The organism is Streptomyces sp. B93, assembly GCF_018070565.1.
Classification (GTDB): domain Bacteria; phylum Actinomycetota; class Actinomycetes; order Streptomycetales; family Streptomycetaceae; genus Streptomyces.
The window spans coordinates 46,167-67,341 of record NZ_JAGPXL010000016.1 but is presented as its reverse complement, the minus strand read 5'-3'; the positions used below and the strand labels follow the sequence as shown (position 1 = coordinate 67,341).

Annotated in this window: 19 protein-coding genes; 15 read left to right on the top strand and 4 right to left on the bottom strand. The window is 73.9% G+C overall.

The annotated features are described in order from the left end of the window. The first annotated feature begins 135 nt into the window (after positions 1-135). The 5 genes from KBY47_RS17890 (at position 136) to KBY47_RS17870 (ending at position 5,093) form a co-directional block, all read left to right on the top strand. A complete protein-coding gene (locus tag KBY47_RS17890; protein WP_210922229.1) occupies positions 136-1,446 on the top strand; it encodes a sensor domain-containing protein in 1,311 nt (436 codons plus the stop codon). After that, a complete protein-coding gene (locus tag KBY47_RS17885) occupies positions 1,446-2,078 on the top strand; it encodes a response regulator transcription factor (RefSeq protein WP_210922228.1) in 633 nt (210 codons plus the stop codon). The genes KBY47_RS17890 and KBY47_RS17885 overlap by 1 nt, the downstream gene beginning before the upstream one ends. A gap of 321 nt (positions 2,079-2,399) precedes the next feature. Further along, entirely contained in the window at positions 2,400-3,854 is a 1,455-nt protein-coding gene (locus KBY47_RS17880) for a DUF2252 domain-containing protein (protein WP_210922150.1), read from the top strand. Between the two features lie 47 nt (positions 3,855-3,901). Then, the gene (locus KBY47_RS17875; RefSeq protein ID WP_247694861.1) at positions 3,902-4,702 is read left to right on the top strand and encodes a hypothetical protein; all 801 of its coding nucleotides are present in this window, start codon (positions 3,902-3,904) and stop codon (positions 4,700-4,702) included. A gap of 61 nt (positions 4,703-4,763) precedes the next feature. After that, positions 4,764-5,093: a rhodanese-like domain-containing protein gene (locus KBY47_RS17870; protein ID WP_210922227.1), complete on the top strand. Its 330-nt coding sequence runs from the start codon at positions 4,764-4,766 to the stop codon at positions 5,091-5,093. A 37-nt stretch (positions 5,094-5,130) separates the two neighbouring features. Here the strand turns inward: KBY47_RS17870 and KBY47_RS17865 are convergent, their stop codons facing one another. Further along, positions 5,131-6,270 carry an acyl-CoA dehydrogenase family protein gene (locus KBY47_RS17865; RefSeq protein WP_210922148.1) on the bottom strand — a complete coding sequence of 380 codons (1,140 nt, stop codon included), beginning with the start codon at positions 6,268-6,270 and terminating at the stop codon, positions 5,131-5,133. A 284-nt stretch (positions 6,271-6,554) separates the two neighbouring features. On the opposite strand from KBY47_RS17865, the gene KBY47_RS17860 reads away from it, so the two are divergent. The 3 genes from KBY47_RS17860 to KBY47_RS17850 are packed head-to-tail and all read left to right on the top strand — an operon-like array spanning position 6,555 to position 9,375. After that, positions 6,555-7,340, top strand: coding sequence for a DUF5819 family protein (locus KBY47_RS17860; protein ID WP_210922147.1), 786 nt, complete (start codon positions 6,555-6,557; stop codon positions 7,338-7,340). Next, positions 7,337-8,551: an HTTM domain-containing protein gene (locus KBY47_RS17855; protein ID WP_210922146.1), complete on the top strand. Its 1,215-nt coding sequence runs from the start codon at positions 7,337-7,339 to the stop codon at positions 8,549-8,551. The genes KBY47_RS17860 and KBY47_RS17855 overlap by 4 nt, the downstream gene beginning before the upstream one ends. Further along, positions 8,548-9,375 carry a TrmH family RNA methyltransferase gene (locus KBY47_RS17850; protein ID WP_210922145.1) on the top strand — a complete coding sequence of 276 codons (828 nt, stop codon included), beginning with the start codon at positions 8,548-8,550 and terminating at the stop codon, positions 9,373-9,375. Before KBY47_RS17855 ends, KBY47_RS17850 begins: the two co-directional genes overlap by 4 nt. Positions 9,376-9,378: 3 nt before the next feature. On the opposite strand, the gene paaN is transcribed toward KBY47_RS17850, so the two are convergent. After that, the gene (gene paaN / locus KBY47_RS17845) at positions 9,379-11,070 is read right to left on the bottom strand and encodes a phenylacetic acid degradation protein PaaN (RefSeq protein WP_210922144.1); all 1,692 of its coding nucleotides are present in this window, start codon (positions 11,068-11,070) and stop codon (positions 9,379-9,381) included. Between the two features lie 181 nt (positions 11,071-11,251). Between paaN and KBY47_RS17840 the strand changes: the two genes are divergently transcribed. Together KBY47_RS17840 and KBY47_RS17835 are read left to right on the top strand one after the other, a co-directional pair. Continuing rightward, positions 11,252-12,778, top strand: coding sequence for a 3-hydroxyacyl-CoA dehydrogenase (locus KBY47_RS17840; RefSeq protein WP_210922143.1), 1,527 nt, complete (start codon positions 11,252-11,254; stop codon positions 12,776-12,778). Continuing rightward, positions 12,775-13,362: a TetR/AcrR family transcriptional regulator gene (locus KBY47_RS17835; protein WP_210922142.1), complete on the top strand. Its 588-nt coding sequence runs from the start codon at positions 12,775-12,777 to the stop codon at positions 13,360-13,362. Before KBY47_RS17840 ends, KBY47_RS17835 begins: the two co-directional genes overlap by 4 nt. Before the next feature lie 21 nt (positions 13,363-13,383). Here KBY47_RS17835 and KBY47_RS17830 read toward each other — a convergent pair whose 3' ends face one another. After that, entirely contained in the window at positions 13,384-13,893 is a 510-nt protein-coding gene (locus tag KBY47_RS17830; RefSeq protein ID WP_210922141.1) for an Lrp/AsnC family transcriptional regulator, read from the bottom strand. 175 nt (positions 13,894-14,068) lie between these two features. Here KBY47_RS17830 and pdhA point away from each other — a divergent pair, with 175 nt between their 5' ends. The 5 genes from pdhA to KBY47_RS17805 all read left to right on the top strand — a co-directional run bounded on the left by pdhA (position 14,069) and on the right by KBY47_RS17805 (position 20,083). Then, positions 14,069-15,202 (top strand): pyruvate dehydrogenase (acetyl-transferring) E1 component subunit alpha, encoded by a 1,134-nt coding sequence (gene pdhA / locus KBY47_RS17825; protein WP_210922140.1) that lies wholly within the window; start codon positions 14,069-14,071, stop codon positions 15,200-15,202. Further along, the gene (locus KBY47_RS17820) at positions 15,202-16,206 is read left to right on the top strand and encodes an alpha-ketoacid dehydrogenase subunit beta (RefSeq protein WP_210922139.1); all 1,005 of its coding nucleotides are present in this window, start codon (positions 15,202-15,204) and stop codon (positions 16,204-16,206) included. The genes pdhA and KBY47_RS17820 overlap by 1 nt, the downstream gene beginning before the upstream one ends. Next, entirely contained in the window at positions 16,206-17,672 is a 1,467-nt protein-coding gene (locus KBY47_RS17815; protein WP_210922138.1) for a dihydrolipoamide acetyltransferase family protein, read from the top strand. Before KBY47_RS17820 ends, KBY47_RS17815 begins: the two co-directional genes overlap by 1 nt. 96 nt (positions 17,673-17,768) lie before the next feature. Continuing rightward, positions 17,769-18,704: an NTP transferase domain-containing protein gene (locus KBY47_RS17810; RefSeq protein ID WP_308405191.1), complete on the top strand. Its 936-nt coding sequence runs from the start codon at positions 17,769-17,771 to the stop codon at positions 18,702-18,704. Next, the gene (locus KBY47_RS17805; protein WP_210922136.1) at positions 18,701-20,083 is read left to right on the top strand and encodes a molybdopterin molybdotransferase MoeA; all 1,383 of its coding nucleotides are present in this window, start codon (positions 18,701-18,703) and stop codon (positions 20,081-20,083) included. Before KBY47_RS17810 ends, KBY47_RS17805 begins: the two co-directional genes overlap by 4 nt. Here KBY47_RS17805 and KBY47_RS17800 read toward each other — a convergent pair. Beyond that, complete coding sequence (locus tag KBY47_RS17800) at positions 20,057-21,145, bottom strand: TrkA family potassium uptake protein (protein WP_247694859.1); 1,089 nt, start codon at positions 21,143-21,145, stop codon at positions 20,057-20,059. The two genes, KBY47_RS17805 and KBY47_RS17800, sit on opposite strands and share 27 nt — an antisense overlap. Positions 21,146-21,175: the final 30 nt, after the last annotated feature.

The window sequence follows — 21,175 nt, the reverse complement described above, 5'->3', positions numbered from 1 at the left end:
CCCGGAAGGTCGGGCCGAGCCGATGGCCCCGGCCGGGCGGCGCCTTCTACGGTGATCCGCATGCCCTCTACGCCGCCCACGCCCCCCTTGGTGACCCGTACGCCCGCCGGGGCCGTGGTCACCGTCTGGCAGGCCATGGCGGGGGCGCGCTATCTGCTGTCGCCGTGGCCGTGGCGCAGCGTCGCGTACCTGCTGAGCGGTGTGCTGCTCGGCGTGACCCTGCTGGTGGGGCTGGCGCTGCTGGCCGTGCTCGGCGGGATGCTCGCGCTGGTGGTCGTGGGGCTGCCGTTGCTGGTGGGGCTCGTGCTGGCCGGGATACCCGTCGCCCGGCTGGAGCGGCGCAGGCTGCGCCTCGTGGACGCCGGGACGGATCCCGCCGACCCGCACCGGACGCCCGGTGCCGAAGGGCTCAGGCCCTGGCTGACCACCCGGCTACGGGAGGGAGCGACCTGGCGGGAACTGGGGTACGCCCTGCTCCTCGCGGGGCTGCTGTGGCCCGTCGACGCGCTTGTGGTGACCGTGGGGCTGCTCTTCCCGGCGGGTCTTGCCGCGACGCCGCTGCTGATGGCGACGGTGGGCGACGGCCGGGAGACCAAGGTGCTCAAGCAGTGGACGGTCACGACCTGGCCCGCCGCGTTCGCGGTGGCGGTGCTCGGCCTGGCGCTGCTGTGCGCGGGCGCCTATCTGCTGGGGGTGGGCGCGGGGGCGCGGGGCGCGCTGACGCGGCTGCTGATCGCCTCGCGCGAGGGCGAGCTGGGCGAGCGGCTCGTCGAACTGACCCGCTCGCGCGTGCGGTTGGTGGACGCCTTCGAGGCGGAGCGGCGGCGCATCGAGCGCGATCTGCACGACGGCGCCCAACAGCGGCTCGTGGCGCTGACGATGACGCTCGGTCTGGCCCGCCTCGACGTTCCGCCCGGCCCGCTCGCCGAGCAGCTCACCAAGGCCCACCAGGAGGCGGACGCGGCCCTCGCGGAGCTGCGGGAGCTGATCCGGGGCATCCATCCCAAGGTGCTCACGGACTACGGGCTTGCGGCCGCCGTCGCCGACGCCGCCGACCGGTGTGCGGTGCCCGTCGACGTGGCGCTGGAACTGCCCGGGCGGCTGCCGGACGCGGTCGAGGCCGCCGCGTACTTCGTGGTCGGCGAGGCGCTCACCAACGTCTCCCGGCACAGTGGGGCGAGCCGGGCGACGGTGACCGGTGAGCACCGGGACGGTCGGCTGGTGCTGCGGGTGAGCGACGATGGGCGGGGCGGCGCGCGGGCCGGGGCGGGCAGTGGGCTGACGGGGCTCGCGGACCGGGTGTCGGTGCTGGATGGCAGACTCTCCCTGGCCAGTCCGGCGGGCGGACCGACCGTGTTGCGAGTGGAGATTCCTTGTCGGCCGCGCTCGGTGGCACCAGTGACCTCGGCGCCCTCGGCGCTTCCGTCGAGAGACCCCTCCGGATAGTGCTGGCCGAGGACAGTGTGCTGCTGCGGGAAGGGCTGATCGGCCTGCTGGCCCGCTTCGGGCACCAGGTGGTGGCGGCCGTCGGGGACGCGGGGGCGCTGGCCGCCGCGGTCGAGGCGGAGGCTCCGGACATCGTCGTGACGGATGTGCGCATGCCGCCCGGCTTCCAGGACGAGGGCCTGCACGCGGCGGTGCGGCTGCGGGAGCGGCGGCCCGCCCTGCCGGTGCTGGTGCTCAGCCAGTACGTGCAGCGGACGTACGCCTCCGAGCTGCTCGACTCCGGTGACGGTCGTGGCGTCGGCTATCTGCTGAAGGACCGGGTCGGCCAGGTCGAGGAGTTCGTGACCGCGCTCTCCGACGTCGCCTCCGGCGGCACGGTCGTCGACCCGGAAGTGGTACGGCAGTTGCTGCGCCGCCGCCGGGACCCGCTGGAGCGGCTCACGCCGAGGGAGCGTGAGGTGCTCGCGCTGATCGCCCAGGGGCGGTCCAACGCGGCGATCGCCCGGGAGCTGGTGGTGTCCGACGCGGCGGTCGGCAAGCATATCGGCGGGATCTTCACGAAGCTGGACCTGCCGCCCGCGGAGGAGACGCATCGGCGGGTGCTGGCGGTGCTGACGTTCCTGCGGGCGTAGGGCGCTCGGTCGGGCGAGCGTTGGACCCCGGTCGGGTGGGCGGCGGAAGCTGGTCGGGTGGGTGCAGGGTGCAGGGTGCAGGGTGCAGGGCGCAGGGCGTAGGGCGCTTGGTCGGGTGGGCGGCGGACCCTGGTCGTGCGGCTGTAGGGCGCATGGTCGGGTTGACGCGGGGCGTCGTTCCGGGTTCCTCGGGGGGCGGGGTTTTCCACAGGCTGGGAGTTGTCCACAGGGGCTGACGCCGTTCCGGCTCGTGGCTGTACGGTCGGCACGAGTTGATGTTCGGGCGTGCGGGTCCGGCGAGGTGCGGGGGAGGCGGTCGGTGTGACGGACGCTGGTGTGGTGGCGGCGGGGGCCGGTGGGCCGGGGCGGTTGCCGCGGGTGCGGGGGTTCGCCGAGTGGCGGCCACGGGGCGAGGCCGACCGGTCGGCGACGCCGTCGCCGTCGCCCAAGGAGGCCGGGAAGGCGCTGCGGGAGCGGGTCCCGAGGCACGCGCACGCCACGCTCGACCTCGCCGCCTCCCGGCCCGACCCGGTGACGGCCGTCGAGGAGTCCAACCGCGGCCGGATCGCCGGGCTGACGCCCATCAGGGTCGGGCGGATGGCCGCCACGCCGTTCGCGTTCCTGCGCGGCTCGGCGGGGCTGATGGCGTACGACCTCGCGCGCACCCCGATGACCCGGGTCCTGGCACAGATCTGCGGTGACGCGCACGCGGCGAACTTCGGCCTGTACGGCGACGCGCGCGGGCGCCTGGTGATCGACCTGAACGACTTCGACGAGACGGTGCCGGGCCCCTGGGAGTGGGACCTGAAGCGGCTCGCCACCTCCCTGGTGCTCGCGGGCCGGGAGGCCGGGGCGGACGAGGACATCTGCCGGGCCGCCGCGCACGACGCGGTGGGCGCGTACCGGCGCACCATGCGGCTGCTGGCCAAGCTGCCCGTGCTGGACGCGTGGAACGCCATCGCGGACGAGGAACTGGTCTCCCACACCGACGCACACGACCTGCTGGGCACGCTCGAACGGGTCTCCGAGAAGGCGCGGGCGAACACCAGTGGGCGGTTCGCGGCGAAGTCGACCGAGCCGACCGACGACGGCGGGCGCCGCTTCGTGGACGCGCCGCCGGTGCTGAGGCGGGTGCCGGACGCGGAGGCGGTGGCGGTCGCGGCGTCCCTGGAGGAGTATCTGACGACGCTGTCGGAGGACCGGCTGCCGCTGCTGGCCCGGCACTCGGTGCACGACGTGGCGTTCCGGGTCGTCGGCACCGGCAGCGTGGGCACCCGCTCGTACGTGGTGCTGCTGCTGGACCACCGGGGCGAGCCGCTGATCCTCCAGGTGAAGGAGGCCCGTCCGTCCGCGCTGGTCCCGCACCTGGTGACGGCCGGTTTCGCGGCGCCCGAGGCGGACCACGAGGGGCGCCGGGTGGTGATGGGGCAGAAGCGGATGCAGGTCGTGAGCGACATCCTGCTGGGCTGGACGACCGTCGAGGGGCGGCCCTACCAGGTCCGGCAGTTCCGCAACCGCAAGGGCAGCGTCGACCCGGGCGCGCTGGCCGCCGACCAGATGGACGACTACGCCCGGATGACCGGCGCCCTCCTGGCCCGCGCCCACTCGCACAGCGTCGACCCCCGCCTGGTCGCCGGTTACTGCGGCAAGAACGAGGAGCTGGACGAGGCGATATCCGCCTTCGCCCTGGCGTACGCCGACCGCACCGAGGCCGATCACGCCGCTCTGCTGGCCGGGGTGCGGGCCGGGCGGGTCGCGGCGGAGACGGGGGTGTGAGGGTGCGGGGGCCAAGATCCGTGGACAGGGCCTAGGCTGGTCGGGTGATGACCCCGGAAGCTGAGCAGCAGCGGCCCGAGGAGCGGCTCGAGCGGGCCGTGCGGGCGGCCGAGCAGGCACTGATCGAGTACGAGATCGCCGTGGAGACCTTCCGGATCGAGGTCGACAACTTCTCCCGGCTGCACCACCAGCGGCTCGGCCCGATGTACGCCCGCCTGGAGGAGCTGGACGCGCAGATCGCCGAGGCCCGCGCCGAGCGCAGCGGTGACCCGGAGGACCGGCGCAAGGCGGAGGAGCTGCGGGCCCGGGTCATGCCGATGCCGGACGTGGAGGAGCTGTTCCACGGCTGGATGGACGGCGGTGGCCTGTTCCCGGAGGCCGCGGCGATGCTCACGGACCAGCCGGTGCGGCCCCCGCAGCGCGTCCGGCCCAGCGACGAGGCCCGCAGGCTCTACCGCGAGCTGGCCCGCAAGGCCCACCCCGACCTGGCGCAGGAGGACGGCGAGCGCAAGCGGCGCGAGGAGTTCATCACCCGGGTGAACGCCGCCTACGCCCGGGGCGAGGAGGCGCTGCTGCGGGAGCTGGCCGAGGAGTGGGAGGCCGGTCCGGCGCCCGCCGCGTCCGGTCCCAGCGCCAGCGACGAGCTGTACGCCCGCCTGGAGTGGCTGTCGGAGCGCAAGGAACTGCTCACCGAGGTGGCGCGGACGCTGGAGGAGGGCGCGATCGGCTCCATGCTGCGGCTCGCGCCCGACGATCCCGACCGGCTCCTGGAGGAGATCGCCGAGCAGCTGCTGACGGAGGTCCAGAGCCGGGAGGCGGAGCTGGCGGAGCTGCTCGGGCAGGAGTGAGCGTCAGGCTCGTCCGGCCCGGGCGTCCGGTAGCTTCGGAACCATGAATTTCGGAGCTGGTGTGCCCACCGTGCAGGTCACGGACGTGAAGGACGACGACTTCCTGCTGGACGTCCGTGAGGACGACGAGTGGCAGGCAGGTCATGCCGCGGGGGCGCTGCACATCCCGGTCAGCGAATTCGTCGCGCGGTACGGGGAGCTGACCGAGGCCGCGCCGCAGGACGGCCGTGTCCATGTGATCTGCCGTTCCGGTGGTCGGTCCGCGCAGGTCACGATGTATCTGGCCCAGCAGGGCATCGACGCCGTGAACGTGGACGGCGGAATGCAGGTGTGGCAGGCCGCTGGGCGCGCCGTCGTGAACGACAAGGGGGAGCCCGGCTTCGTCCTGTAGGCACCGCTCTGGGCGACGCCGGGGCACTGCGCGGCGCTCAGCCCAGCGGGTGGGCCGCCAGCAGGTCGCCCAGCGCCTCCTCGTGGGCGGACGCCGGGCCGAGGGACAGTTCCAGGTGCTTGGCCCAGGCGTGGTAGCGGTGCAGCGGGTACTCGACGTCGGCGCCGAAGCCGCCGTGCAGGTGCTGCGCGGTCTGCGCGACCCGTCGTACGCCCTCCGCGGCCCAGATCTTCGCGACGGCGACGTCCGCGGCGGCGGGCAGCGGCCGTTGCGCCGCCGCCCCGGAGCCGATCCGCCAGGCGGCCTGCCAGAGCGTGGCCTCCATCGCCCGCAGGTCGACATAGCGGTCGGCGGCCTGCACGGCGACGGCCTGGAAGGTGGCCAGCGGGTGCCCGAACTGTTCCCGCGTGCTGGTGTAGTCGGCGGTCATGCGCAGGACGCGTTCGCCGAGGCCGAGCGCCAGCGCGCAGGTCCCGGTGAGCAGCAGGTTCCGGAGCCACTCCCAGGCGCCCTCGGCGTCGATGACGCGGGTGACCGGGAGGCGGGCCGCCTCCAGCCGTAGCTCGCCGAGCCGTTCCCCGGTGGTCGAGATCTGTTCGGCGAGCGCGGTGCCCGGGTGGCCGCGCGGCACCAGGGCCAGGACGATGCCGCCGTTCCGGTCGGTCGCGGGTACGAGCGTGAGGTCGGCGTCATGGGCCCAGGGGACGGCCGTCTGGGCTCCGTCCAGCAGCCAGTCCGCGCCGTCCCGCCGGGCGGTCACGGCACGTTCGGCGGGGTCGTGGCCGGTGCGGCCGTGCCCGGCGACCGTCAGCACGGTCCCGCCCCGGGCCACGCCCGCCAGCAGCGCCGCCTTCGGCTCCGCGGCGCCGAAGGCCTGGACGGCGGCCGCGGCCGCGCTGGTCTCCAGCAGCGGCACCCGGGCCAGCACCTTCGCCGACTCGCGCAGCACCAGACAGAGCGCGACCGGGTCGAGCCCGGCCCCGCCGTGCTCCGGGGCGAGCAGGAGCCCTGTGAGTCCGGTCTCGGCGAGCCGGGCCCACAGCGGCCGGTCGTACCCCTCGGCCACGGCGCCCGCGGTGAGCGCCGGGCTCGGCACCGTGTCCGGGGCGACATCGGCGAAGACCCCCCGCGCCGCCTCGGCCGCCGCCTGCTGCTCCTCGCTGAAGGTGAAGTCCACGGTCCCTCCCTGCCCTTCCGGCGGTGCCGCTCGGCCCGGTCGTCGGCCCGGGTCTGGATCTGACGGGACGTCAGGAACGAGGGTCAAGATAGAACAGGTTCCAGGAGAAGGGAACGGCGGCGCCATGGCCGTAAGGTGTCCCCTCCCGTGTGTGGCGCGTGGCTCATCCGATGGGGCTGTGCCGGGCGGGTCGGCCTGAGTACGGTGCCGGTGCGAGCGCCGTACGGAGGCGTGTGCGGGCGGGGCGAGCCGAGGACGGACCTGGGACCGGGAGACGGGGCGGAATGGACGCGTACGGCGCAGGGGGCGCGCGCGGCGACGGCGTGGAGAACCCGCCCGCCGACGGCCCGCACGCCGTCGACCAGGTGCCCTCACCCCGGGGCGGTGACGAGGCGCCCGGTCCGCACCCCCCGGGACCGCCCCGTACCGGGGTGGCCGCGCTGCGGCTCCCGTACCGGGTCGGGGTCGCCGTGGTGCTGGCGGTCGTCGCGGTGGTCGTCTGTGTCCACCTGGGGATGGTCTTCCTGCACGTCGCCCCGTCGAACACGGCCACCAAGCGGCACGGCGAGGCGGTCGAGGAGTGGGTCTACCCCGAGTTCGAGCAGAACTGGAAACTGTTCGCGCCGAACCCGTTGCAGCAGAACATCTCCGTGCAGGTCCGGGCGCAGGTGCGCACGCCGGACGGCGGTTCCCGGATCACCGGCTGGTACGACCTGTCCGCGCAGGACGGCCGGAACATCGACGGCAACCTGCTGCCGAGCCACACCGCTCAGAACGAGCTGCGCCGCGCCTGGGACTTCTACGTCGGATCGCACGACGCCGAGAACCGCCCCTCCGGTGAGCGGGGGGCGATGAGCGAGGCGTATCTGCGGCGCATCGTGCTGATGCGCCTGGAGCGGGCGGGCGCGGCCGGGGCCGGGGGCGTGTTCGAACGGGTGCAGGTGCGGGCCGCCACCACCAATGTGGCGCCGCCCGAGTGGAGCGACGAAGAGGTCTCCCTGCGGCCGGTCCACCGCGAGCTGGCCTGGTGGCGGGTGCCGCCCGCCGAGGCCGAGGGAGGGATCGGGTGAACCGCGTCGCCCTGGCGGTCTCCGGCGCCATCGCGCGGGTCACGGAGTCGGCGCTCGGCCCGTACCAGACCGCCGTGATACGCATCGGCTTCGCCGGGACCTGGCTGCTGTTCCTGCTGCGCGAGTATGCGCACCGGCACGAGCTGTACGGCCCGAACGGGCCCTGGGGCTGGGACCTCGGCCAGCAGCTGACCGGCCTCAACGGTTCCTTCACGGTGCTGATGTGGTCGGACGCGACGCTCTGGTTCGAGATCGCCTACGCGCTCGCGGTGCTCTCCAGCCTGCTGCTGATGCTCGGCTGGCGCACCCGCACGATGTCGCTGCTCTTCATGGTCGGCGTGCTCTCCCTCCAGAACCGCAGTGTCTTCATGGGCGACGGCGGGGACAACGTCCTGCACCTGATGTCGATCTACCTGGTCTTCACCCGGTGCGGCCGGGTGTGGTCACTGGACGCCCGGCGGGAGCGGCTCGGGCACGAGGCGCGGGCGCGTGGCGAACGGGTCGTGGACCGTACGGGGCCCGCGCTGTGGGGCGTGTTCGGGGTGCTGCTGGCCGCGGCGACCGGGGCCGGGCGGCTGTTCGACTCCGAAGCGCTGGTGCCGGTGCTGCTGTGGGGCGCCTGGGCGGCGCAGGGACTGTGGTGGGTCGTGGGGCGGCGCGCGAGGAGCGCCGAGCCGCGGATCCTGCTCGATGTGATCGCGAACATCCTGCACAACGGAGCACTGTTCGTGATCATGGCGGAAGCTTGTCTGATCTACGCCACGGCGGGCTGGTACAAGATCCAGGGCTCGCGCTGGCAGGACGGCACCGCCGTCCACTACCCGCTCCACCTGGACTACTTCTCGCCGTGGCCCGCGCTGGCCGATCTGCTGTCCAGCAGCGGCACGATGGTGCTGCTGGTGACGTACGGGACGGTCGCCGTGCAGGTCGCCTTCCCGTTCACGCTGCTGCACCGGCGGGCCAAGAACGTCCTGCTGGCGGTCATGATGACCGAGCACGCGGTGATCGCCGTGGTGCTGGGGCTGCCGTTCTTCTCGCTGGCCATGATCGCCGCGGACGCGGTCTTCCTGCCGACGTCCTTCCTCCGTCGGATCGGGGGCTGGGCGGCACGCGCGCGTGAGCGGCTGTTCGCGCGCGGCCGGGTCGCGCCGCCGCCCGCGCCGCCCGCCCCGGAGGACACCGAGCGCGCCCACGTAGGCTTCCCGGCATGAACGACCCCGCCGACCCCGCCGACCCTGCCGACCCTGCCGGGCCGGACGCCGACGCCCCCCTGAGCCACGCGGACGCGATGGCGCTCTGGCAGCGGCGCGTCGGCACCTCCGTGCTCCTGGACGGCTTCCACGCCCTCAAGCACGCCCTGCGCTTCGGCGCCGAGGTCCCGGTCGCGGTCACCGCCGACCGGAGCGCCGCACTCGCCCTCGCCGACGAGCTGGCCCCGGACGTACGGCGGACGCTGGCGGGCCTGCTGACCGAGGTGGGGCAGGCGGCGTACGCGTCCCTGGTACCGCGTACGCACCCCACCGGGGTGGCCGCCCTCGCCGTACGGCCCGCCCGCGAGACCCGTCTGCGCGCCCTCGGGAAGGCCGGGCGGGGCGCGCCCGTCGTCGTCCTCGACCAGCCGCGCAACCTCGGCAACGCGGGCGCGGTGATCCGGCTGGCCGCCGGTTTCGGGGCGACCGGTGTGATCACCACCGGCACGCTCGACCCCTGGCACCCCACGGTGGTGCGCGGCGGGGCCGGGCTGCACTTCGCGACCGCGGTGGAGCGCCTGGACGTCGCCGAACTGCCGCCCGGACCGCTCTTCGCCCTCGACCCGGAGGGCGAGGACATCCGCGGTCTGAAGCTGCCCGACGACGCGCTGCTCGCCTTCGGCTCGGAGCGCAGCGGGCTCTCCCGCGAACTGCGCGCGCGTGCCGACCACTTGGTGTCGCTGCCGATGCGCCCCCAGGTCTCCAGCTACAACCTCGCCACCAGCGTGGCCATGACGCTGTACCACTGGAGCCTCACGGCCGCCGGAGTCCCCGGGGGCGCGTGAGCGTCACGCCTCGCGGCGCACCTCCACCACCCGGAAGCGGTTGGCCACGAAGGCGCCGTCGCACAGCGCGGAGTTGGCCGCCGGGTTGCCGCCGGAGCCGTGGAAGTCGGAGAAGGCGGCCGTCTGGTTGACGTACACCCCGCCGGTCAGGTTGAGCGACAGCTGGGCGGCCTCGTCCAGGCAGACCTCCGCCACGGCCTGCTCCACCTCCGGGTCGGTGGTGTACGCGCCGACCGTCATCGCGCCCTTCTCCCTGATGGTGCGCCGCAGCAGCTCGACCGCGTCGGCGGCCGAGTCGACGGCGACGGCGAACGACACCGGCCCGAAGCACTCGCTCATGTAGGCGGCCTCGGCGTCGGGCTTGGCCCCGTCCAGCTTCACGATCACCGGGGTGCGCACGACGGCGTCCGGGAAGTCCGGGTGGGCGATCTCGCGGGAGGCGAGGGCGACCTCGCCGAGGCCCGCGGCGGCCTCCAGACGGGCCTTGACGTCCGGGTTGACGATCGCGCCGAGCAGCGCGTTCGCGCGGGCGTCGTCGCCGAGCAGGCCGTCCACCGCGCGCGCGAGGTCGGCCACCACCTCGTCGTAGGACTTGTGGCCGTCGTCGGTGGCGACGCCGCCGCGCGGGATCAGCAGGTTCTGCGGGGTGGTGCACATCTGGCCGCTGTACAGCGACAGGGAGAACGCCAGGTTGGACAGCATGCCCTTGTAGTCGCCGGTGGACTCCACGACGACCGTGTTGACGCCCGCCTTCTCGGTGTACACCTGCGCCTGGCGGGCGTTGGCCTCCAGCCAGTCGCCGAACGCCGTGGAGCCGGTGTAGTCGATGATCCGGATCTCGGGCCGGACGGCGAGCGTCTTGGCGATGCCCTCGCCGCCCCGCTCGGCGGCCAGCGCGACCAGGTTGGGGTCGAAACCCGCCTCGGTGAGCACCTGCCGGGCGGCCTGGACGGTCAGCGCGAGCGGCAGCACCGCGCGCGGGTGCGGCTTGACCAGCACGGCGTTGCCGGTGGCGAGGGAGGCGAACAGGCCCGGATAGCCGTTCCAGGTCGGGAAGGTGTTGCAGCCGATGAGCAGCGCGACCCCGCGCGGGACCGGCGTGAACTCCTTGGTGAGGGCGAGGGGGTCGCGCTTGCCCTGCGGCTTGGTCCACTCGGCGGTCCCGGGGGTGCGGACCTGCTCCGCGTAGGCGTAGGCCACCGCCTCCAGGCCGCGGTCCTGCGCGTGCGGGCCGCCCGCCTGGAACGCCATCATGAAGGCCTGGCCGGACGTGTGCATGACCGCGTGGGCGAACTCGTGCGTCCGGTCGCTGATCCGCTTGAGGATCTCCACGCAGACCAGCGCGCGCAGCTCCGGGCCCGCGTCCCGCCAGGCGCGCTGTCCGGCCCTCATGGCGGGCAGCAGTACGTCGACGTCCGCGTGCGGATAGGTCACGCCCAGCTCGACGCCGTACGGCGAGACCTCGCCGCCCACCCAGTCGTCGGTGCCGGGCTGGTCCAGGTCGAGGCGGGTGCCCAGCAGGGCGTCGAAGGCGGCCTTGCCGGCGGCCGCGTCCAGGCTGCCGTGCTCGCCGTAGGCCTTGGGGTGCTCGGGATGGGGGGACCAGTACGCGCGCGTGCGGATCGCTTCCAGCGCCTGGTCGAGGGTGGGCCGGTGCTGGGCGATCAGCTGGTCAGCGGTGAGTGCGGCGGCCATGCGGGTCCAACTCCTCGTCTGGGGGACTCCTCGTCGAGTCCTTGACCTGGCGGAAACAACAAGAGGGGCAGCTCAAAGCGGGGGCGGGACAGAGTGGTCAGAGTTAGAGTAACCGAACGATCGGTCGGGACAAGGGGGTCCGCCGCATCTGTGGACAACCCCGTGCGGGAGGATCGCGCCCATGACAGCACTCGACCTCAGCAGCGCCGTGGCCGTCGTGGGGACCGGCACCATGGGCCAGGGCATCGCCCAGGTGGCGCTGGTCGCCGGGCATCCCGTACGGCTGTACGACGCCCTGCCCGGCCGCGCCCGCGAGGCGGCCGACGCGATCGGCGCCCGGCTCGACCGGCTCGTGGCGAAGGACCGGCTGACCGGTGCCGAGCGGGACGCCGCCCGTGCCCGGCTGCTGCCCGCCGAGGGCCTCGCCGAGCTGGCCGACTGCGCCCTCGTCGTCGAGGCGGCCCTGGAGCGGCTCGACGTCAAGCAGGAGCTGTTCCGCGAGCTGGAGGACATCGTCGGCGACGACTGCCTGCTCGCCACCAACACCTCCTCCCTGTCGGTGACCGCGATCGGCGGCGCGCTGCGCAACCCCGGCCGCTTCGTGGGCCTGCACTTCTTCAACCCGGCGCCGCTGCTGCCGCTGGTCGAGGTGGTCTCCGGGTTCGCCACCGACGTCACGTACGCCACGCGCGCGTACGAGACCGCCCGCGCCTGGGGCAAGACGCCGGTCGCCTGCGCGGACACCCCCGGCTTCATCGTCAACCGCATCGCCCGGCCCTTCTACGCCGAGGCCTTCGCGGTCCTGGAGGCGCAGGGCGCCGACCCCGCCACCATCGACGCGGTGCTGCGCGAGAGCGGCGGCTTCAGGATGGGCGCCTTCGAACTGACCGACCTGATCGGGCAGGACGTCAACGAGTCCGTGACGCACTCCGTCTGGCAGTCCTTCTTCCAGGACGTGCGCTTCACGCCCTCGCTCGCCCAGCGGCGGCTGGTCGAGTCCGGCAGGCTCGGCCGCAAGAGCGGCCACGGCTGGTACGACTACTCGGGCGCCGACGGGGCCGCCGAGCGCCCCGAACCGCACACCGCCGAGCAGGCCCCGCCGCCCGCCTACGTCGTCGCCGAGGGCGACCTCGGCCCGGCCTCCGACCTGCTCGCGCTGATCCGCGAGGCGGGCATCCAGGTCCGTGAGGAGGAAGAGGACCACGGCACCCGGCTGGTGCTGCCCGGCGGTGGCCAGCTGGCGCTCGCGGACGGCCAGACGTCCGTGGAGTTCCGCGACGTCGTCTACTTCGACCTCGCCCTGGACTACCGGCGCGCCACCCGCATCGCCCTGTCCGCCTCCCAGGACACCTCCTCGACGACCCTCACCGAGGCCACCGGCCTGTTCCAGGCGCTCGGCAAGAAGGTCAGCGTCATCGGCGACGTGCCCGGCATGATCGTCGCCCGCACGGTCGCGCGGATCGTCGACCTCGCGCACGACGCGGTGGCCAAGGGCGTGGCGACCGAGGAGGACATCGACACCGCGATGCGGCTCGGCGTCAACTACCCTCTGGGTCCCTTCGAGTGGAGCCGCCGCCTGGGCCGCAACTGGGCGTACGCCCTCCTCGACGACCTGCACCTGCGCGACCCGTCCGGCCGGTATGCGCCGTCCCTGGCGCTCTACCGCCACGCCTACGCCTCCGACAAACGGGAGGGCAGCACCTCATGACCACCGCCAAGCGCGACACCTACACGCCGGAGACGCTGCTGTCGGTCGCCGTGCGGGTCTTCAACGAGCGCGGCTACGACGGCACGTCCATGGAGCACCTGTCCAAGGCGGCCGGGATCTCCAAGTCCTCGATCTACCACCATGTCTCCGGCAAGGAGGAGCTGCTGCGCCGTGCGGTGAGCCGGGCGCTGGACGGCCTCTTCGGCATCCTCGACGAGGACCACGCGCGCGTGGGGAGCCCCGCCGACCGCCTGGAGCACGTCGTACGGCGCATGGTCGAGGTGCTGATATCCGAGCTGCCCTATGTGACGCTGCTGCTGCGGGTGCGGGGCAACACCGGCACCGAGCGGTGGGCGCTGGAGCGGCGCCGGGAGTTCGACCACCGGGTCGCCGAGCTGCTGAAGGCGGCGGCGGCCGACGGGGACATACGGGACGACGTGGAGGTGCGGCTCGCGACCCGGCTGGTCTTCGGGATGGTCAACTCGATCGTCGAGTGGTACCGCCCGGACGGCCGCGGCATGGGCGAGCGTGAGGTGGCCGACGCGGTGGTGCGGGTGGCGTTCGCGGGGCTGCGGCAGGGCTGACGCCACGGGGAGGGGACCGGCTCAGCCCGGCGGTTCCAGGTCCTCCTCCTCGAACACCAGCAGGGTGCGGGTGCTGAGCACCTCGGGGATCGCCTGGAGCCGGGTGAGGACCAGCTCGCGCAGGGCGCGGTTGTCCGGGGTGTGCACCAGCAGCAGGACGTCGAAGTCGCCGCCCACCAGGGCGATGTGCGCCGCGCCGGGCAGCTGGCGGAGCCGCTCGCGGACCGTGCGCCAGGAGTTCTGGACGATCTTCAGGGTGATGTACGCCGAGGTGCCCTGGCCCGCGCGCTCATGGTCGACCCGGGCGCCGAAGCCGCGGATCACCCCGTCCTCGACCAGCCGGTTGATGCGCGCGTAGGCGTTGGCGCGCGAGACGTGCACGCGCTCCGCGACCGACCGTATCGACGCCCGGCCGTCCGCCTGGAGCATCCGCAGGATGTCCTGGTCGACGGCGTCGAGGGGACGCGCGGGCGGTGCGGGCGGCGCCGGGCCGCCGGCGTCCGCACCCCCGGCCATTTGTTCAGATGCCATGTCCCCCCGCCTCCGTAGCATGGACGTACTGCGTCCATCACAGGCTGTGGAGAACCGTTTGTCCACAGCCCATGGGTGCCTGTAGCCAAAATGTGCCGACGACCGAACAATCGGTAGGTGAGGCGCATCACACCCGCGCGCCTCTTCTCAGCCGCTCCCACGAGGAGGTGCCGTCATGACGGTCATGGAGCAGCGTGGCGCGTATCGGCCGTCGCCGCCGCCCGCCTGGCAGCCCCGCACCGACCCCGCGCCGCTGCTGCCCGACGCGGCCCCGTACCGCGTCCTCGGCACCGAGGCCGCCGCCCAGGCCGACCCCGCGCTGCTGCGCCGTCTGCACACCGAGCTGGTGCGCGGCCGCCGCTACAACACGCAGGCCACCGCCCTCACCAAGCAGGGCCGCCTCGCCGTCTATCCCTCCAGCACCGGCCAGGAGGCCTGCGAGGTCGCCGCCGCGCTCGCCCTGGAGGACCGTGACTGGCTCTTCCCCAGCTACCGCGACACGCTCGCCGTCGTCGCGCGCGGCGTCGACCCCGTCGAGGCGCTCACCCTGCTGCGCGGCGACTGGCACACCGGCTACGACCCGCACGCGCACCGCGTGGCCCCCCTGTCCACCCCCCTCGCCACCCAGCTCCCGCACGCCGTCGGGCTGGCGCACGCCGCCCGGCTCAAGGGCGACGACGTGGTCGCGCTCGCCATGGTCGGCGACGGCGGCACCAGCGAGGGCGACTTCCACGAGGCGCTGAACTTCGCCGCCGTGTGGCAGGCCCCGGTCGTCTTCCTGGTCCAGAACAACGGCTTCGCGATCTCCGTGCCGCTCGCCAAGCAGACCGCCGCCCCGACCCTGGCCCACAAGGCCGTCGGGTACGGGATGCCGGGCCGCCTGGTCGACGGCAACGACGCCGCGGCCGTGCACGAGGTGCTCAGCGAGGCGGTACGGCACGCCCGCGCGGGCGGCGGCCCCACCCTCGTGGAGGCGGTGACGTACCGCATGGAGGCACACACCAACGCCGACGACGACAAGCGCTACCGCGGTGACTCCGAGGTCTACGCCTGGCGCGACCACGACCCCGTCCAGCTGCTGGAGCGGGAGCTGACCGCCCGTGGCCTGCTCGACGAGGACGGCGTCCGGGCCGCCCGGGACGCCGCCGAGGCCTTCGCCGCCGACCTGCGCGCCCGCATGAACCAGGACCCGGTCCTGGACCCGGCGGACCTCTTCGCCCACGTCTACGCCGAGCCCACACCCCAGCTGCGCGAACAGCGGGCGCAGCTGGACGCCGAGCTGGCCGCCGAGCAGGAAGGGGCGCACTGATGACCACGGTCGCCGTGAAGCCCGCCACCATGGCGCAGGCCCTCACGCGCGCGTTGCGCGACGCGATGGCCGCCGACCCGGCCGTGCACGTCCTCGGCGAGGACGTCGGCACCCTCGGCGGTGTCTTCCGCGTCACCGACGGACTCGCCAAGGAGTTCGGCGATGACCGCTGCACGGACACCCCGCTCGCCGAGGCGGGCATCCTCGGCACCGCGGTCGGCATGGCCATGTACGGGCTGCGCCCGGTCGTGGAGATGCAGTTCGACGCCTTCGCCTACCCGGCCTTCGAACAGCTGATCAGCCATGTCTCCCGGATGCGCAACCGCACCCGCGGCGCGATGCCGCTGCCGATCACCGTCCGCGTCCCCTACGGCGGCGGCATCGGCGGCGTGGAACACCACAGCGACTCCTCCGAGGCGTACTACATGGCGACTCCGGGGCTCCATGTCGTCACGCCCGCGACCGTCGCCGACGCCTACGGCCTGCTGCGCGCCGCCATCGCCTCCGACGACCCGGTGGTCTTCCTGGAGCCCAAGCGGCTGTACTGGTCGAAGGACGCCTGGAACCCGGAGGAGCCCGGGACCGTTGAACCGATAGGCCGCGCGGTGGTGCGGCGCTCCGGCCGGAGCGCCACGCTCATCACGTACGGGCCGTCCGTACCCGTCTGCCTCGAAGCCGCCGAGGCGGCGCGGGCCGAGGGGTGGGACCTCGAAGTCGTTGACCTGCGCTCCCTGGTGCCGTTCGACGACGAGACGGTCTGTTCCTCGGTACGGCGGACCGGGCGAGCGGTCGTCGTCCATGAGTCGGGCGGGTTCGGCGGACCGGGCGGGGAGATCGCGGCCCGGGTCACGGAGCGCTGCTTCCACCACCTGGAGGCGCCGGTGCTGCGCGTGGCCGGGTTCGACATCCCCTATCCGCCGCCGATGCTGGAACGGCATCATCTGCCCGGCGTCGACCGGATCCTGGACGCCGTGGCGCGTCTGCAATGGGAGGCCGAGAGCTGATGGCAGGTGCTTCTGAGATGCACAGTCTGGAGTTCAGGCTGCCCGACCTCGGCGAGGGGCTCACCGAAGCGGAGATCGTGCGCTGGCTCGTCGAGGTCGGGGACCTGGTCGAGGTCGACCAGCCGGTCGTCGAGGTCGAGACGGCCAAGGCGATGGTCGAGGTGCCCTGCCCCTACGGCGGTGTGGTCACCGCCCGCTTCGGCGAGGAGGGCACCGAGCTGCCCGTGGGCGCGCCGCTGCTGACGGTCGCGGTGGGCGCGGCGGCCTCCGGCTCCCCTGAGCCGCGGACCGCTTCCCGTGCCGGTGCGGTCGCGGACGGGTCCGCCCGCGCGGAGGCGGCCCCGGCCCGGCAGCAGGGCGAGGGCTCGGGCAACGTCCTCGTCGGGTACGGCACCGGCGCGGCCCCGGCCCGGCGCAGAAGGGTCCGCCCTACGCCGCCCAGTCCCGCGTCCGGTGCGGCCGACGCCGTCCCGGCGGACCCCGGTTCGCCGCCGTCGGCGCCGGGCAACGCCCCGTCAGCTCCCGGCACCGCCCCCGCTCGGCCTGCCAACGGCCACCGCGGTGAGGGCCCCGTCCCCGTGATCTCGCCCCTCGTGCGGCGGCTCGCTCGGGAGAACGGGCTCGACCTGCGGGAGCTGACCGGCTCCGGGCCCGACGGGCTGATCCTGCGCGCGGACGTCGAGTACGCGCTGCGGGCGGCCGCGGCACAGGCCCGCCCGGCGGCGACCGCACAGCCGCGCAGCGAGGCGCCCGCCCCGGAGGCACCGGCCGCCCCCGGCGAGACCCGCGTCCCGCTCAAGGGCATCCGCGGCGCCGTCGCCGACAAGCTCTCCCGCAGCAGGCGCGAGATACCGGACGCGACCTGCTGGGTGGACGCCGACGCCACGGAGCTGATGCGCGCCCGCACCGCGATGAACGCGTCCGGCGGGCCGAGGATCAGCCTCGTCGCGCTGCTGGCCAGGATCTGCACCGCGGCCCTCGCACGGTTCCCCGAGCTGAACTCCACGGTCGACACGGCGGCCCGGGAGGTCGTCCGGCTCGACCGGGTGCACCTCGGCTTCGCGGCCCAGACCGAGCGCGGCCTGGTCGTGCCGGTGGTCCGGGACGCGCACACCCGCGACGCGGAGTCGCTGACCGCCGAGTTCGCGAGGCTGACCGACGCGGCCCGCGCCGGGACGCTCACCCCCGCGGAGCTGACCGGCGGCACCTTCACGCTGAACAACTACGGCGTGTTCGGCGTCGACGGCTCCACGCCGATCATCAACCACCCCGAGGCGGCCATGCTCGGCGTCGGCCGGATCGTCCCCAAGCCCTGGGTGCACGACGGCGAGCTGGCGGTGCGGCAGGTCGTACAGCTCTCGCTCACCTTCGACCACCGGGTCTGCGACGGCGGCACGGCGGGCGGCTTCCTGCGCTACGTCGCCGACTGCGTGGAACAACCGGCGGTGCTCCTGCGCACCCTGTGATCCCCGGGGCCCGTGTTTCCCAGGGGCCCAATGGCCCTGGTGATGAGGTCCTCCGTCCTCGTTCCCTGTGATCCGCCCGGCCCGCATACTCGGGGGGTGACCGAACACCAGCCCCCCGCGAGCCGGTCCACCGAGGACACGACGGCCTACGACGCCGTCGTGCTCGCCGGTGGTGGCGCACGGCGGCTCGGCGGCGTGGACAAGCCCGGAGTGCGGGTCGGCGGCCGGGCACTGCTCGACCGGGTGCTGGCGGCCTGTGCCGACGCCCGGCGCACGGTCGTCGTCGCCGAGCCCCGGGAGACCGCCCGGCCCGTGCTGTGGGCGCGCGAGGACCCGCCGGGCGGCGGACCGCTCGCCGCCCTCGGCGCCGGGCTGCGGCACAGCACGGCGGAGCTGGTCCTGGTCGCCTCGGCCGACCTGCCGTTCCTCGACACGGGAACCGTGCGGCGGCTGCGGGACGCCCTGCGGACCGGCGGCGCCGACGGCGCGCAGCTCATCGATGCCGAAGGCCGGGCACAACCGCTGGTGGCCGTGTACCGGGCCGCGGCGCTGCGCCGGGGGCTGGCCTCGGTCACCGAGGAGCGGGGCGGCCTGACCGGGCTGCCGCTGCGGCTGCTGACCGCCGGTCTCCACCTCACCCGGGTCCCGGACCCCGTCGCGGCCTTCGACTGCGACACCTGGGACGACATCGCCATCGCCAGGGCACGCATCAGGGAGCATGGGCACGTGTTGGATGAATGGATTTCCGCAGTCAAGGACGAGCTGGGCATCGAACTCGACGTCGACACCGGCGTCCTGCTCGACCTGGCCCGGGACGCCGCGCACAACGTGGCCCGGCCCGCGGCGCCCCTGACCACGTTCCTGGTCGGCTACGCGGCCGCGCAGGCCAAGGGCGGCCCACAGGAGGTCGCCGAGGCCGCCCGCAAGGCCGCGGCCCTGGCCCTGCGCTGGTCCGAGGAGGACACCAAGGCTCCCGGGAAGCCGGACGCGGCCCCGGACGCCACTCCGGACACCCGCCCGGACGCCGGATGACCGCCCCCGGCACCCGGACCGAGCAGGACGCCGACGACCTCGACGTCGAGGAGGCGCTCGCCCTGGTCAAGCACCCGGACCCCCCGCATGGACAGCCGTCGTCCCAGCGGCCCCAGGCGCCCCATGGATCACCGGAGTCACAGGCGACCCGCACAGCACACGACACCCACCACAGAGCCACCCCCTGGCCCGACGCGCGGGCGATCGCCGAGCGGGCCGGGCGCCGCGCCGGTGCCCGCCGGGAGCTGGTCTCGGTGACCCTGGACTCCGCGCTCGGCCTCACCCTGGCCGCTCCCCTGACCGCCCTCACCGACCTGCCGTCCTTCGACAGCTCGGCGATGGACGGCTGGGCGGTCGCCGGGCCCGGCCCCTGGGACGTCCGGGACGAAGGCGTCCTCGCCGGGCACGCCGAACCCGCGCCGCTCGGTGACGGCGAGGCCGTCCGGATCGCGACCGGCGCCCGTATCCCCGCCGGGACCACCGCCGTGCTCCGCAGTGAGCACGGCCGCACCGACGAGAAAGGCCGGCTGCACGGCACCCACGGCCCGGTCGGCCACGGCCAGGACATCCGCCCACGCGGCCAGGAGTGCCGCAGCGGCGACCAACTGCTGCCGGTCGGCGCCCTGGTGACCCCGGCCGTGCTCGGTCTCGCGGCCGCCGCCGGGTACGACACCCTCACCGCGGTCCCCCGCCCCACCGCCGAGGTCTTCGTCCTGGGCGATGAACTGCTCACCGAGGGACTCCCGCACGACGGCCTGATCAGGGACGCGCTCGGCCCGCTGCTGCCGCCCTGGCTGCGCGCGCTCGGCGCCGAGATCACCGCCGTGCGCCGACTCGGCGACGACGCCGAGGTGCTGTACCGCGCGGTCAGGGACAGCACCGCCGATCTGATCGTCACCACCGGCGGCACCGCCGCGGGGCCGGTGGACCATGTCCACCCCACCCTGCGCCGCGTCGGTGCCGAGCTGCTGGTGAACGGCGTCAAGGTGCGCCCCGGACACCCGATGCTGCTGGCCCGCACCAAGGAGGACCAGCACCTCGTCGGGCTCCCCGGCAACCCGCTCGCCGCGGTCTCCGGTCTGCTCACGCTCGCCGAGCCGCTGCTGCGGACCCTCTCCGCCCGCCCGGCGCCGGAGCCGTATGCGCTGCCGCTGGCGGAGGCGGTGCAGGGGCATCCGTACGACACCCGGCTGGTGCCCGTGGCGCTGCGGGGCGACCGGGCCGCGCCGCTGCACTACAACGGCCCGGCGATGCTGCGCGGTGTCGCGGCGGCCGACGCGCTGGCGGTCGTAGCGCCCGGTGGGGCCCGGATGGGTCAGGAGACGGAGATCCTCGATCTGCCCTGGGCGGCTTCAGGAATCAGCGTGTGTTTCACGTGAAACAGCCGCCCGTGCGATGGTGACCACCTGGTCCCCCTTCCGTAGCTCCGTCAGCCGGGGGTCGGTGAAGTCCAGGACGGTCTTGTCGCGCACCACGGCCAGGACCAGCTCGGTGCTCTCATGGGGCGGTCGTCCCACCTCACCGGGGGCCACCGGCCGCTCGATGAGGTCCAGGCCGCTGCCGATCGTCATCAGATCCTCCAGCGTCCGGGCCACGGGCGGGCTGACCAGGGACATTCCCAGGAGCCGACCGGCGGAGCTGGAGCTGGTCACCACGGTGTCCGCGCCGCTCTGGCGCAGCAGCGGGACGTTCTCGTCCTCGCGGACGGCCGCGACGATCGTGGCGCGCCGGTTGAGCTGGCGGGCGGTCAGGGTGATGAGCGTGGCCGCCTCGTCGCGCTGGGGGGCGACGATGACCTGCGCTGCGCGCTGTACCTCAGCCTTGAGCAGGGTCTCGGACCGGGTGGCGTCACCGGTCACCGCGACCAGACCGTCATCGCCGGCCGACTCGGCGTTCTTGCCCAGTGCGTCCACGACGACGATCCGGTCCCGGGGGATGCCCTGGGCGAGCAGAGTCCGTACGGCGTGCCGCCCCTTGGTGCCGTAGCCGATGACCACCACATGGTCGCGGGTGCGGTGCCGCCACCGGTGGATGCGGACCTGCTGCCGGGTGCGTTCGGTGAGCACCTCCAGCGTGGTGCCGACCAGGATGATCAGGAACATCACGCGCAGGGGGGTGATGACGAAGATGTTGGTGACCCGGGCCGCGTCACTGGCCGGGGTGATGTCGCCGTAGCCGGTGGTGGAGAGTGTGACGGTGGCGTAGTAGGCGGCGTCGAGCAGGTCGATGGAACCGTCGAGGTTGTCGTTGTAACCCTCACGGTCGAAGTAGACGATCAGGGTGGTGGTCACCAGGACCAGCAGGGCCATGGCCAGCCGCCGCAGCACCTGTTGGAGCGGTGGCAGGACGGTCTGGGTGGGCATGTTGATGGAGCGGCCCGCCTCGGCGTCGTCCCGGGCCTCCCGCTGTGAGCGGGTCCAGAGTGATCGGAAGAGGGACAATCGCCCCGACCGGGAAGGTGATTGCTCGTC

Excerpts from the sequence above, each read along its gene's own strand:
- KBY47_RS17890 (WP_210922229.1), top strand. The coding sequence starts at position 136 with ATGGCGGGGGCGCGCTATCTGCTGTCGCCGTGGCCGTGGCGCAGCGTC.
- KBY47_RS17875 (WP_247694861.1), top strand. The coding sequence starts at position 3,902 with ATGACCCCGGAAGCTGAGCAGCAGCGGCCCGAGGAGCGGCTCGAGCGG.
- KBY47_RS17860 (WP_210922147.1), top strand. The coding sequence starts at position 6,555 with ATGGACGCGTACGGCGCAGGGGGCGCGCGCGGCGACGGCGTGGAGAAC.
- KBY47_RS17850 (WP_210922145.1), top strand. The coding sequence starts at position 8,548 with ATGAACGACCCCGCCGACCCCGCCGACCCTGCCGACCCTGCCGGGCCG.
- paaN (WP_210922144.1), bottom strand. The coding sequence starts at position 11,070 with ATGGCCGCCGCACTCACCGCTGACCAGCTGATCGCCCAGCACCGGCCC.
- KBY47_RS17840 (WP_210922143.1), top strand. The coding sequence starts at position 11,252 with ATGACAGCACTCGACCTCAGCAGCGCCGTGGCCGTCGTGGGGACCGGC.
- KBY47_RS17835 (WP_210922142.1), top strand. The coding sequence starts at position 12,775 with ATGACCACCGCCAAGCGCGACACCTACACGCCGGAGACGCTGCTGTCG.
- KBY47_RS17830 (WP_210922141.1), bottom strand. The coding sequence starts at position 13,893 with ATGGCATCTGAACAAATGGCCGGGGGTGCGGACGCCGGCGGCCCGGCG.
- pdhA (WP_210922140.1), top strand. The coding sequence starts at position 14,069 with ATGACGGTCATGGAGCAGCGTGGCGCGTATCGGCCGTCGCCGCCGCCC.
- KBY47_RS17820 (WP_210922139.1), top strand. The coding sequence starts at position 15,202 with ATGACCACGGTCGCCGTGAAGCCCGCCACCATGGCGCAGGCCCTCACG.
- KBY47_RS17815 (WP_210922138.1), top strand. The coding sequence starts at position 16,206 with ATGGCAGGTGCTTCTGAGATGCACAGTCTGGAGTTCAGGCTGCCCGAC.
- KBY47_RS17805 (WP_210922136.1), top strand. The coding sequence starts at position 18,701 with ATGACCGCCCCCGGCACCCGGACCGAGCAGGACGCCGACGACCTCGAC.